This window comes from Acinetobacter sp. GW821-FHT09D10 (assembly GCF_059416285.1).
In genome coordinates this window covers 165,168-178,778 of the sequence record NZ_JBWKOW010000003.1, presented here as the reverse complement: position 1 = coordinate 178,778, position 13,611 = coordinate 165,168, and the positions used below count along the sequence as shown (strand labels likewise).

Genomic DNA, 13,611 nt, shown 5'->3' with positions numbered 1-13,611 from the left:
AAATTAAAATTTTCTTTTATTGTTTTAGACATAAAAAATGCTAGCTGAGCTAGCATTTTTTATGTTGGACTTGATTAGCCCTCAACCCATTTACCATCTTGATAAATTAGGCTCCATTTAGTTTGTTTACCCTCTGGTGTTTCCGAGCCTACATATTGTGATTGATTCTTACGACTGAATTTCACAACTGCTGGATTACCTTCTGGGTCTACATCTGGTGCTTGCAAGATAAATTGATATTTTGGATCAAGCTGAGCTGCAACACTACGTAACTCAGCAACTTTTGGTGCGCGTGTTTCACGAATTTTCGGGAATTTACTCGCAGCCAAGAATAAACCTGCTGCGCCATCACGTAACACAAAGAAGTCATCATGTTTCGCTGAACGTAGGTGTTCCATCTTGATTGGCTCTACACGTGGAGGTGCAGGTTGACCACTCTTCAAGACTTTACGGGTATTGTCACAACTGGTACAAGCGAAATACGGGCCAAAACGACCAGTCTTGAGCTGCATTTCACCGTCACATTTATCACATGGGATCGTTGGGCCATCATAACCCTTAATCTTGAACTCACCTTCTTCAAGCTCAAAACCATCACAGTCCGGGTTATTACCACATACGTGCAGTTTACGACCACCATCAATCACATAGCTGTCCATGGCAGTGCCACATTTCTCACAGCGATGCTTTGACATCAAGTCTGCTGTTTCTGCACCATCATCATCAGATAGCGCAGCTAACGACTCAACAGGTGTTAAGTTCAGTGTACCTTTACAACGCTCTTTAGGTGGCAAGTTATAGCCAGAACATCCTAAGAATACACCAGTTGTACCCGTACGAATCTGCATTGGACGTGAGCATTCAGGGCAATGTACTGCTGGTACTTCAACCGGTTGGTTACGGCGCATTCCCTGCTCGCCCTGAGCATTAGTTAAACGTTTTTTAAAGTCGCCATAGAAAGTGTCTAGCAACTCTTTCCAGTTACGCTCACCCGTTGCAACTTTATCAAGCTGGCCTTCGAGATCTGCCGTAAAGGCATAATTCATCAGGTTATTAAAACTTTCATCCAGACGATCTGTCACAATCTCGCCCATTTTCTCGGCAAAAAGACGACGGTTTTCTAACTTAACGTAACCACGTTCCTGAATGGTAGAAATAATAGCTGCATAGGTCGATGGACGGCCAATACTACGTTTTTCAAGCTCTTTAACTAAAGATGCTTCAGTAAAACGTGCAGGTGGTTTAGTAAAGTGCTGACTTGGATCTAACTTTTCTAACTTTAAGATTTCGCCTACTTTAATAGCAGGTAAAATAATATCGTCATCTGACTTATTCGCGCCACGCACTTTAGTAAAGCCTTCAAATACAAGCGTACGGCCTTTCGCCTTTAACTCAACATTCGCTGCTTCAACAATCAAAGTAGAAGATAAATATTCTGCTGGTGTCATTTGACACGCAACAAACTGACGCCAGATCAAATCATATAGGCGTTGAGCATCACGCTCTACACCCGCAAGCTGATCGCCAGTAAGTGCAACATTTGATGGACGAATCGCCTCATGGGCTTCTTGAGCACCCGCTTTGTTACCATAGCGGTTTGGCTTTGCCGGTAAATATTTTTCACCATATTGGCTTTCAATATGCGCACGTACCATGCTTACCGCATCATCACTCAAGAAAGTTGAGTCAGTACGCATATAGGTAATAAAACCTGCTTCATATAAACGCTGAGCCAACATCATGGTTTTCTTCACAGAAAAACCTAAACGTGTACTCGCAGCCTGTTGCAAAGTTGAAGTAATGTAAGGTGCGCTTGGATTGACCTTAGTTGGTTTATCTTCACGCTGTGCAACTTTATATTCAGCACCTTTTAAAACATCTAATAAAGCATCAGTTTCAGCTTTATTTTTCAGTTTAAGGGTTTTACCAGCCTGCCTAAATGCTTCAAGACGAATATCATCTTTTTTGGACTGAGTATCTGCAAAAACTTGCCAATATTCTTCTGGAATAAACGCACGGATTTCACGCTCACGCTCTACAACCAGTTTCACCGCTACTGACTGCACACGTCCGGCAGATAAACCACGGGCAATTTTTTCCCAAAGTAATGGCGAAACCATAAAGCCCACTACACGGTCTAAGAAACGGCGTGCTTGCTGAGCATTCACACGATTTAGATCTAGACGTGTTGGCTGTTTAAATGCTTCTTGAATGGCATTTTTGGTAATTTCGTTGAACACTACGCGGTGATAACGACTGTCATCACCACCGATAACTTCTCTTAGGTGCCAAGCAATGGCTTCCCCTTCTCTATCCAAGTCCGTTGCGAGATAGATTGCATCGGCATCTTTGGCGAGTTTTTTGAGTTCAGCAACAACATTTTCTTTACCGGGCAGAACTTCGTAATGAGCTTCCCAACCATGTTCAGGATCAACCCCCATACGATTAACTAAAGCCTGACTAGCTTTTTGTTCTTTTTCGGCTTCGGTGAGTTTAGTCCGGGCAGCCGGCTTTTTCTCTGTTGATTTACTGCCGCCTGTTGGCAAGTCACGTACGTGACCTACAGAAGACTTTACAATGAATTGCGAACCCAAATATTTATTGATGGTTTTCGCTTTGGCAGGCGACTCCACAATCACTAAGGCACGTTTATGTGCAGCAGGTGCAGTAGATGCTGTGCTTTGAGATGCAGAGCGCGAGGTATTCGCCATATAAAATGTTATTCCTATACCAATAAATTTAAAAATCAGGCTTTAGCCAAGGCCAACAGATAAGCCTTCATCTCATCTAATTGTGTCGCTCTTAGGTCTGATTCCTCATCCCAATAAAGCCCTACACAGTTTGCCTGCATATCAATAGCATAAATCCCTTTTAATGCAATGGGAGAATCATTAAATTTCTCATCACCCTGAATTACTTTTAACTTGCCGTCTATAACACGAGCACGCATTAAAGATAAACGGGCATCAGGAATCAATACACTATAATAAGCAACCATGCTGGCACGTTTTTCAGTGGCCATTGGGACATGTGTCCATTCAGGTGCAACAATTACACGCGGATGTAACCCTATTTTACGGGCTTTATCTCGCATAATACCAAGCGCCTTTTCACGTGGACTCACTCTTAAACCAAAAATGGAGCCTATTACGAAAAGAACAATGATAACGGTAACCCAAATTCCCATATTGTCCATAGCAAAACCTATTAATCTCTTTTATTAGAGTTGCATAAGCTGACCAGAAAACGCAAGTTACATCATAAAAATAATCCCTGATAAGATCACAAGACCCAAAATATCGGTATTTCACGGAGCAAATTGCCATGAGATTATTTAAATATGTTTAAGGGTTCCGATTGCTCGCAACTAATACCAATTTACCAAACCGATCAAGATGGACATCTCCCCACAGTTTTAAAGCAAACAAGATTTGCTCTAGACTTTGTCCTAAATCAGTTAGAGAGTACTCAACCTTAGGCGGAACTTGAGGATAAACTTCTCGATGAATAATCCCGTCTTGTTCTAACTCACGTAACTGATTTGTCAGCATTCTTTGGGTAATGCTTGGAACACGCTTTCGGATTTCATTAAACCTTAAGGTGCCTTCATTAAATAAATGCCAAAGAATGACGCATTTCCACTTTCCATCAATCAAACTAATGGCTGCTTCAACTGAACAACCCGGAGAGCAATCAAAACTTGAATGTCGTGCTTTTGCCATTTTACAGTATCCTTTTTGACACTATGAGCGTTATTTGTCTGTAGTCACTTATTTTAAGCTTACGTTATGATCAAACTCCCAACAAGAGGAATTATTATTATGAAAGCTGTGGCATATCAAAAAGCAGGTCCGATTACATCACCAGAGGCACTGGTTGACGTCGAACTAGAGACACCTGTTGCAGAAGGTCATGATCTACTTGTCCGTGTCCAAGCGGTCTCTGTGAACCCTGTAGACACAAAAATTCGTAAGAATGTAAGCGCAGATAATAATCAGTGGAAGACTCTTGGTTGGGATGCGGTAGGTGTCGTTGAAGCCATTGGAGACAAAGTCTCACAATTTAAAGTCGGAGATGTGGTTTGGTATGCGGGTGCACTCAATCATCAAGGCAGTAATAGTGAATTACAGTTGGTTGATGAACGCATTGTGGGTCATAAACCAAAGACCTTAGAACCAAGAGAAGCAGCAGCTCTCCCTTTAACTGCCATCACGGCGTGGGAAATGTTATTTAATCGGTTACAGGTCCCAAAAGTTGCCCCAGAAAATACATCAATCTTAGTGATTGGGGGAGCTGGTGGAGTAGGCTCAATCACAATTCAGCTACTCAAACAGTTGACTAATCTCACTATTATTTCTACTGCATCACGAACCGAAACTAAAGAATGGGTTAAGCAACTCGGTGCTGATTATGTGTTAGATCATCGTCAACCTTTAACGGCACAAATCAAGCAATTAGGTTTAAATGCACCTTTATATGTGTTCTCGACCACTCAAACAGACCAACATTTATCAGACATCGTAGAGTTGATTGCACCGCAAGGTCATTTTGGCTTAATCGATGATCCGGCACAGTTAGATATTAAACCTTTTAAATCTAAGTCTGTATCAGTGCACTGGGAGTTTATGTTCACTCGTTCTATGTATCAAACCCAAGACATGGTTAAACAAAGTGAATTACTCAATGAGGTTGCCGAGCTTGTTGACGCAGGTAAAATCAAGACCACTGTTTCGCAAGTTTTAAGCCCAATTAATGCTCAAAACCTAAAAATGGCTCACCAGCAAATTGAAAGTGGTACGACAAAAGGGAAGATCGTATTACATGGTTTTTAAACAAAATTCATAAATATCCCCTAATAAAATGGCAAGTATTGAACTTGCCATTTTATTAATAATGAGGAGGTTTATTGGTTAATGGGTCAAAAGCGGCAATACCTTCTGATAAATCCGATGATTCCATACGTTGATAAAGAAATTGCATTTGTTTTTTTAAATCAGCTATTTCTTGAGTCTGAATAGCGAGCTGTTGATTTAATTCTTCAACTAAATCATCCAAAAATGTAATTCGCACTTGCAAATCTTCAATGGGTGCGGACAATGACGCTTGATCATCATGATATGGTGGTTTAGTCATTTAAATCCTCATTTGAGATTCTGGAAAACATTATGGCCTATATTACCCTAAGGGATGTCCAACTTGCTTTTGGAGGACCTGCCCTACTCGATGGCGCGAACTTTAATCTAGAACGTGGCGAACGAGTCTGTTTAATTGGTCGTAATGGTGAAGGTAAGTCTACTTTACTTAAACTGATCGAGGGAAGCCTATTACCAGATTCTGGTGAAGTTTCCATTCAAAATGGTCTAACTGTTTCAATGTTAGCCCAAGACGTTCCCATGGACTCTGGCAAAGTAGCCGACATTGTGGCAGATGGTGCAGGAGAAGCGGCAGAAGTACTCAGAGCTTATCACGAGGCGACTGACGCTTGTATGCTAGGAGATATGGAAGCCTGTGACCGTATGGGTAACCTTCAGCATAAGCTAGACCAACTAGACGGTTGGGCACTCGAAAATAAAGTAAATGCTCTTCTAAGCAAAATGGGTCTCGATCCAAATGCCGACTTGGCAGACCTGTCTGGTGGACGTAAACGCCGTGTTTTATTAGCTCGCGCTCTTTTGACGCAACCGGACGTATTACTTCTAGACGAACCAACGAACCATTTAGATGTTGAAAGTATTGAATGGTTAGAAAAATTTTTACTAGATCAAAATAATTTAACGCTTCTGTTTATCTCGCATGACCGTTCTTTTGTAGATAGCATTGCAACTCGAATTGTAGAACTCGATCGTGGCATTTTACGAGGCTATGAAGGAAATTATTCACGTTATTTAGAGCTAAAAGCTCAGCAAATGGAAGCAGAAGAAAAACAGAATGCTTTATTTGATAAAAAACTAGCTGAAGAAGAGGCTTGGATTCGCCAAGGTATTAAGGCACGTCGTACGCGTAATGAAGGCCGTGTTCGTGCCCTAAAAGCTTTACGAGAAGAATCTAAAGCACGCCGCTCACAACAAGGCAAAGTGAGTATGGCAACTCAAGATGCAAATCGTTCTGGTAAATTAGTATTCGATATCGAACATTTAAGCGTCGCTTATGATGACAATCTACTCATCAAAGATTTTTCTGCCCTTGTCATGCGCGGTGACCGTATTGGTTTAGTCGGCGATAACGGTGTTGGTAAAACAACATTGATTAAAGCTATTTTAGGTACAATCGAACATGGCGGTTCAGTTAAAACAGGTACACAGTTAGAAGTTGCCTATTTTGACCAATTACGTAATGCCTTAGATCTTGAAAAAACAGTCATGGCAAACGTTTCAGAAGGCTCTGACTTCGTTGATGTAAATGGCAACCGTCGTCATATCTACAGCTACCTTCAAGACTTCTTATTTTCCCCTGAACGTGCCCGTACTCCAGTAAAAGCACTTTCTGGTGGTGAACGAAATCGCATCTTACTGGCTAAATTACTACTCAAACCATCCAATCTAATTGTAATGGATGAGCCAACCAATGACTTGGATATGGTAACCCTTGAGCTACTTGAAGAAATGTTAGCTGAATACAAAGGCACTTTGCTTCTCATTAGCCATGACCGTGCGTTTATGGATAACGTAGTAACATCGACGTGGGTATTTGATGGTAAAGGTAACATTGCAGAGTACATCGGTGGATATCAAGACTATTTGCAACAGCGTCCAGATGATAAAGTTGTAGATCAGAAATCTGATGTAAAAAAAGCTCAGGCAAAAGCTGAAGCTGAAAAAGCCGCAGCTCAGAACAGTGCTAAAAAAGTCAAACTTAGTTATAAAGATCAGCGTGAACTTGAGCAATTACCCGCTGAAATTGAAAACTTAGAAAAGGAGCAAGCAGGACTTTCTGAGAAACTTGCAGATGGTTCATGGTTTGTTAAAGATGCTGACGCAGCAACAAAAGCAAGCCAACGTCTCACAGAAATTGACGAGTTATTACTTGAAAAATTGGAACGTTGGGATGTGCTTGAACAAATGAGTAAAGGAAACTAATCAGCTTTACTTTGCTAAAAAGAACGTAAAAAGAGCCTCCTTAAATTAAGGGGGCTCTTTTTTATATTGCGAATATTAAGCTTTTTTAAAATCAAAGCTGATACATCACATAAAGATAATCGATTATATCGTAGCTATTTTTAGTATTTTAAAATAGCCTTGTGCTTGAATATAAGACTTATAAAAATAATTATGTTATATGTATATGCATAATAATATTGGAGTGATTTCGCATGCTGGAGCTTTCTCAAATTTTGGCATTTGGACTAATTTGTTTGGCGATGGTACTCACTCCTGGCCCCAATATGATTTACCTTATTTCACGTTCAATTTGCCAAGGGAAAACAGCAGGATTTATCTCTTTAGGTGGGGTAGCTGTAGGCTTTATCTTTTATATGCTTTGCGCATCCTTTGGTATTACAGCATTAATTGTCGCTGTTCCCTACGCCTATGACACTATTCGTATTGCGGGTGCAATTTATTTACTCTGGCTTGCATGGAAAGCATTACGCCCAAATGCCTCCCCTATTTTTAATGTAAAAGATTTATCAGTAGACTCCCCAGCTAAACTCTTTTTAATGGGTTTTGCTACAAACTTGCTTAATCCTAAAATTGCCATTATGTATTTATCTTTACTGCCACAGTTTATTCACCCACAACAAGGCAGTATTTTATGGCAATCAATCCAACTTGGTACGATTCAAATTTTTGTAAGCGTTTCAGTAAATGCTCTTATTGTACTTTCCGCAGGTAGCATTGCACTTTTTCTACAAGAAAAGCCTCTTTGGGCAAATATACAACGCTGGCTCATGGGAACTGTATTAGCCGGACTTGCTGTTAAAATTCTTTTAGAAAATCGCCGATAACCTAGCCTTCTTATTTCAAAATCTCTTAACACTCAATTGAACAGTGTATTACGACGATAAATTCAGTTCGTGATACACTTTTGCCAGTTTTAATTTTTTGAAATCTTTATATCGTTATGAGCCAAAAGCAGTCTTATACGCCCGGTGAATTTCAATGGTCCTTTTTATTGCCTAAATATTGGGGTGTTTGGATTGCTATTGTTTTTTTAATGCTTTTGGCTATTTTACCATGGGCCATACAATGGCGTCTGGCGCATAGCGTAGCTCATCTGGCTTGGAAATATCTAAAATCACGCCGTAAAACAACTATTCGTAATTTAGAAGTCTGCTTTCCTGAATGGTCTGCCGATAAAGTTCAGCAACAAGCTCAACAAGTTTTTGTCGATATGATGCTTGGGGTGTTTGAAACCTTAAATGCATGGTACAACCCGCGCTGGTTTAAAAACCGAGTCACCATTGAAGGTTTAGAACACATTACCAATGCCCAAGCTCAAGGCAAAGGTGTTTTATTACTGGGGACTCATAGCACGCTTCTTGATGCAGGCGGCTATCTTTGTGCTCAATATTTTGAACCTGATGTTGTCTATCGCCCTCAAAATAATCCATTACTCGATATGCTTATTTATCGTTGCCGTGGCACCATCTATAAAGCACAAATCGATCATGATGATATGCGTGGTTTAATTCGTCATCTTAAAGATGGCGATGCAATTTGGTATAGCCCAGATCAAGACTTTGGACTCAAACAAGGTGTTATGGCACCTTTCTTTGGTGTACCTGCTGCCACAGTCACTGCACACCGCCGCTTATTGAAAATCTCAAAAGCAGTCGCCGTGCCTTTATATTTCTACCGTCATGGGGATATTAAGAACCCCAAATATCATGTTCTGATTGAACCCGCAGTCGACAATATGCCAAGTGATGATGAAGTTGATGATGCAACACGCGTCAATAAAATTATTGAAAATCAGCTTCGAATCGCACCGACTCAATATATGTGGTTCCACCGCAGATTTAAGACACGTCCTGAAGGATATGAAGAAATCTATTAAATAATCTTCTGTAATTACCGCATCATAGTTATAAACATCTAAATAATATCCAGTATGTACTATCGTGCGAAGGCGACAAGGATGTCGCCCGTTGGACTACGACATCATGGATGTGTCGTTAGTCCAACAAATGGTTTTGTTACTTTTGCCAAAACAAAAGTAAGGAGTAAACTCCAAATATTGAATGAATAAACTGCAAGACTCCGCTTTGCTACAACCTAAAGGCAAAAAATAATGAAAGTGATGCAACTTCTCCCAGAACTCAACAGCGGTGGCGTAGAACGCGGCACACTTGAAATCGCACGTGCGCTTGTTGCACAAGGACATCAGTCATTAGTTGTATCCAACGGCGGGCGCTTAGTTTCACAGCTCGAAGCTGAAGGTTCTACTCATTTGACACTGCCTATTCATAAAAAATCTTTATCAAGCTTGTGGCAGATTCGGCCTTTACGCCAGCTTATTGAACAGCATCAACCCGACATTGTTCATGTACGCTCTCGTGTACCTGCATGGTTAACTCATTTTGCTTTAAGAAAAATACCTACACATAAACGTCCTCACCTCATTAGCACGGTGCATGGCTTCTACTCAGTCAATCGTTATAGCGCAATTATGACTCAAGCCGAGAAAGTCATTGCTGTTTCTGATAGCGTGGTCAAATACATCACTGACCATTATAAAAATTGCCCACCACAAGATATTGTGCGGATTTATCGAGGGATTGACCCAGCTGCTTTTCCGCATAACTATCACCCTCCAGCACAATGGTTTAATCAAGTTTTTAATGATTTTCCTGAGCTCGAAAATAAGTTTTTACTTTGCTTACCTGGCCGTATTACGCGTTTAAAGGGCCATGAAAGTTTAATTGAACTGATGCAACAGCTTCAGTCGCAATATCCTCAACTACATGCGGTTGTTGTCGGCGGTGCTGATACAAAAAAACAGGCCTATTTAAGTGAGCTGCAAAGCACCATTCAAAGTAAAGGACTCGTAGATAAAATTACCTTCGTAGGACATCGCTCAGATATACGTGAATGGCTCGCTTTTAGCGATATTGTGCTGTCTCTATCCAATCAAGCAGAAACATTTGGCAGAACAGCCTTAGAAGCGCTCTCAGTAGGTACGCCAGTCATTGGCTGGAACCGTGGAGGTGTTGCCGAGATTTTATCTAATGTGTATCCACAAGGTCTTGTTGAAGTGGGAAATGAAAAGGCTTTACTGGAAACAGTGGAAAAGCATATTGAACAGCCTCAAGTCGTTGCCCCAGTCACCATGTTTAGCTTGAAAGACATGTGTGATCAGACACTGGCACTATATGAATCTATATTGAAATAACCTCATAAAAAAACCCGCGATCAACGCGGGTTTTTACTACAATAACGAGGCAGATTATTTATAAGTTGCCTCATAAGCTGCTGCTTTCTCGCTGTCGTATTGTTTTTCCCATTTACTAATCACAAGTACTGCAAGTGCATTACCTACAACGTTCAATGCGGTACGCGCCATATCCATGATACGGTCAACACCAGCAATAAATGCTAAGCCTTCAAGTGGAATACCAACTGTATGTAACGTAGCTAATAACACCACGAATGATACACCAGGAACACCAGCAATACCTTTAGAAGTAATCATTAAGGTTACAACTAAAAGAACTTGTTGACCAATTGACATGTCAATACCATAAAGCTGCGCAATAAAGATAGCTGCAATACTTTGGTAAAGTGTTGAACCGTCAAGGTTAAATGAATAACCCGTTGGAATTACAAAACTAGAAATTGCTTTTGGTGCACCGTAGTCTTCCATTTTTTGCATAATACGCGGTAGAACAGTTTCCGAGCTCGCTGTTGAGTAAGCTAAGATCAGTTCATCTTTCAATATTTTCATTAGAATAAGAATATTGATACCGAACATTTTTGCAGTGATTCCTAAAACCACAAAAGCAAAGAATAAGATAGCTACGTAAACTAATACCACTAATTTAGCTAATGGAATTAATGATGCGAAACCGAAGTTCGCAACAGTTACAGCGATCAAACCAAACACACCAAATGGTGCATATTTCATAATGATGTGTGTCACACGGAACATTGTTTCTGACACAGCATGAAATACGCTTAACAATGGATCTTTGGTCTTCTCTGGCAATGAAGATAAACCAATACCAAATAACACGGCGAAGAAAATCACTGGCAACATTTCGCCATGTGCCATCGAGTTAATAATATTGGTTGGAATCATTGACAAAACTGTCTGTACCAAACCATGCGATTGAGAACCAACTTCTTCAGCTGTACTCTTATATTGAGAAATATCGGTTTGAACCAGTTGAGACATATCAATGCCTGAACCAGGATGGAAGATATTTGCCGCAACCAAACCAACTAAAATGGCAATCGTGGTAATAATTTCAAAATAGAGAATGGTTTTAAAACCAAGACGCCCTAAACTTTTCGTACTGCCAACACCTGCAATACCTAAAATTAAGGTAGAGAAAACGATTGGAATAACAATCATTTTGATCAGGCTAATAAAGATCTTACCCATTGGCGTAAGAACATTATTCACAATACTATCTTTTATTTCAGGCTGATTATGTAAAACAGCCCCTACAGCTATCCCTAGGACTAAAGCAATTAAAATTTGCCAAGCAAGGCTAAATTTAAAATTCTTCATAAGACAATCCTTATGCACCGCAAAGTATCAAATATGAGAGGGAGAAGACCACTAACTAAGAGTGAAACCTCAATATGTACAATAATTTCCAAACAGAAATTTAAATGCACAAACAAATCACAACTCGCCGATCCGGCGAAATAAACAACAATGCCTGTTGACGATCCAACATGTCAACGATCGGCACATTCTATTGAGATTTGCCAATTAAACAACCCCAATTTATATCTAAATAGATCAAAGCCTATATTTATTCATCAATAATCTATAAAAACAAAAACTTATCAAAAAAAATTTTTTATCTATTTTTCATTTAAAATTGCTCAGATATATAAAGAACTTATGAACTATTACATATGGTTAAATAGATTTTTAAATTAAGATTAACTTAACAATATTTCTTTTATTTGCAGTGAATGAAATCATGTATATATAAAATATTAACCCGAGTTCTGCGTCCTGCAAAACTCGGGTAAATGAGGTTGTGCTTTCAGGTTAATCGTTATTTTTATCGTTTCCGTTCCAACATCTTATCCGTGATGCTATTCCATATCAGCTTAGTGTATCCTTACGTGGGATCGTCCATTCCCGTTTCCGTGTGCCGATGAATGTAGAATAAGGTTTTTGTAACCCTCTGCCTATTCGCCCTAGACTCAAATCTTTGTACGATATTGCTTACATTTAATCTTTATATACTTTTCTCTTTATAAGGCTGTACGATTTCATCAGTCACTATTTTTTCTTCTTTTTCAGCCTTTGCAATTCCTTCTTGTATAGCACTTTGGGCCTCTTCTTCATCGTTTTGAGTTTGTTCCAATTCTTCTTGAATTTGTTCAAATACCCGACCGGTCTGCAAAACGACATATACTGGAAAATGATCCGATCCAATATGTGGCAACCGTTTCATTTTGACCAGACCAAAATCGGTACTATGAAAAATATGATCTAAAGACCAACGTAATAACGGATAGTCAGCATGGAAAGTATTAATAAAATGACGACCAACGCGTGGATCAAGTAATCCGCTAATACGTTGAAATAAACGTGTAGTACGTGACCATGCCACATCGTTTAAATCCCCCATCACAATGCAGCTTTCATCTAAGTCTTTAATCTGATCCCCAACAATTAAAAGCTCTGCATCACGTAAAGTCGAATCTTTCGCCTCGGTTGGACTCGGTGGCTTTGGGTGCAGGCAATATAGCTGAACTGGCATGCCCGAACGTAAAGTTACAGTGGTGTGAATTGATGGAATTTCATCACTTAAAATAAATTTAACTTCGGTATTTGATAGAGGTAAGCGACTATAAAGATGCATTCCATATAAATTATCTAAAGGCACTGGAACACGATGAGGATAATCTTCTTCAATTTCTTTTAAAGCATTTTCCCATGTCTTGTCACTTTCCAATGTAAGCAATAAATCTGGTTTCAATGTATTGATCTGTTCAAGAAGTAAATGATATTTATCATTAGGGGTTAGAACATTCGATACAATTAATGAAATTTGCTTTTGCGGGTCTAATTGAGATGATTTCACCTGTTTAACCTGTTTTTTCCAGAACAAGGTATAAGGCAAAACCATTTTAAGCTGATAGGCGATGGCCGCGATGAGTACAGCAAGCAATATTTCACGCCATAGATTCCATTCGGTAGGCCAAAACAGCATACCTACAAAGGCTAATAGTCCAACAAATAAAATCTGCAAACGGGGGAAATCAGCACCTCGAAACCACCACTCATCACGAGGAATAAGTGACCAGAAACTTAACCAAATCACCAGACCGGCTAGAACTTCGATATAAATCATTGAATTTTCTCTTTTAAGATGATTTGGTTTTTAAAGTTTTTGTCATCTTTATCAATTTTGTATGTAACATAAACAAGATATTCTACTCAATAAACATGGTGTTTTGTTTCTGTAACGCTTGCAGTTGTGGA

General features: G+C 39.7%; 11 protein-coding genes. 5 read left to right on the top strand and 6 right to left on the bottom strand.

Annotated elements, in window-relative coordinates; genetic code table 11:
- Positions 1 to 74 precede the first annotated feature (74 nt).
- The 3 genes from topA to AC07M3_RS09845 all read right to left on the bottom strand — a co-directional run bounded on the left by topA (position 75) and on the right by AC07M3_RS09845 (position 3,722).
- On the bottom strand, positions 75 to 2,711 hold the full coding sequence (topA, locus tag AC07M3_RS09855) for a type I DNA topoisomerase (RefSeq protein ID WP_080026257.1): 2,637 nt from the start codon (positions 2,709 to 2,711) through the stop codon (positions 75 to 77).
- A gap of 35 nt (positions 2,712 to 2,746) precedes the next feature.
- Positions 2,747 to 3,196, bottom strand: a complete 450-nt coding sequence (locus AC07M3_RS09850) for a hypothetical protein (RefSeq protein ID WP_017391320.1) — start codon at positions 3,194 to 3,196, stop codon at positions 2,747 to 2,749.
- A 148-nt stretch (positions 3,197 to 3,344) separates the two neighbouring features.
- A complete protein-coding gene (locus AC07M3_RS09845; RefSeq protein ID WP_494567185.1) occupies positions 3,345 to 3,722 on the bottom strand; it encodes a winged helix-turn-helix transcriptional regulator in 378 nt (125 codons plus the stop codon).
- Positions 3,723 to 3,821: 99 nt separating this feature from the next.
- On the opposite strand from AC07M3_RS09845, the gene AC07M3_RS09840 reads away from it, so the two are divergent.
- A complete protein-coding gene (locus AC07M3_RS09840; protein WP_494567184.1) occupies positions 3,822 to 4,832 on the top strand; it encodes a zinc-binding alcohol dehydrogenase family protein in 1,011 nt (336 codons plus the stop codon).
- Positions 4,833 to 4,887: 55 nt separating this feature from the next.
- Here AC07M3_RS09840 and AC07M3_RS09835 read toward each other — a convergent pair whose 3' ends face one another.
- Complete coding sequence (locus AC07M3_RS09835) at positions 4,888 to 5,133, bottom strand: SlyX family protein (protein ID WP_003654743.1); 246 nt, start codon at positions 5,131 to 5,133, stop codon at positions 4,888 to 4,890.
- A gap of 32 nt (positions 5,134 to 5,165) precedes the next feature.
- On the opposite strand from AC07M3_RS09835, the gene AC07M3_RS09830 reads away from it, so the two are divergent.
- The 4 genes from AC07M3_RS09830 to AC07M3_RS09815 all read left to right on the top strand — a co-directional run bounded on the left by AC07M3_RS09830 (position 5,166) and on the right by AC07M3_RS09815 (position 10,329).
- Entirely contained in the window at positions 5,166 to 7,076 is a 1,911-nt protein-coding gene (locus AC07M3_RS09830; protein ID WP_092707249.1) for an ATP-binding cassette domain-containing protein, read from the top strand.
- Between the two features lie 233 nt (positions 7,077 to 7,309).
- Complete coding sequence (locus tag AC07M3_RS09825; RefSeq protein WP_017388434.1) at positions 7,310 to 7,942, top strand: LysE family translocator; 633 nt, start codon at positions 7,310 to 7,312, stop codon at positions 7,940 to 7,942.
- Between the two features lie 116 nt (positions 7,943 to 8,058).
- Positions 8,059 to 8,994, top strand: coding sequence for an LpxL/LpxP family acyltransferase (locus AC07M3_RS09820; RefSeq protein ID WP_045434903.1), 936 nt, complete (start codon positions 8,059 to 8,061; stop codon positions 8,992 to 8,994).
- Positions 8,995 to 9,228: 234 nt separating this feature from the next.
- Positions 9,229 to 10,329, top strand: a complete 1,101-nt coding sequence (locus AC07M3_RS09815; protein ID WP_494567183.1) for a glycosyltransferase family 4 protein — start codon at positions 9,229 to 9,231, stop codon at positions 10,327 to 10,329.
- A 54-nt stretch (positions 10,330 to 10,383) separates the two neighbouring features.
- Here AC07M3_RS09815 and gltP read toward each other — a convergent pair whose 3' ends face one another.
- Together gltP and AC07M3_RS09805 are read right to left on the bottom strand one after the other, a co-directional pair.
- Entirely contained in the window at positions 10,384 to 11,670 is a 1,287-nt protein-coding gene (gltP, locus tag AC07M3_RS09810) for a glutamate/aspartate:proton symporter GltP (protein ID WP_092707243.1), read from the bottom strand.
- 688 nt (positions 11,671 to 12,358) lie between these two features.
- Positions 12,359 to 13,480: an endonuclease/exonuclease/phosphatase family protein gene (locus AC07M3_RS09805; protein WP_199990031.1), complete on the bottom strand. Its 1,122-nt coding sequence runs from the start codon at positions 13,478 to 13,480 to the stop codon at positions 12,359 to 12,361.
- Between the last annotated feature and the right edge of the window lie 131 nt (positions 13,481 to 13,611).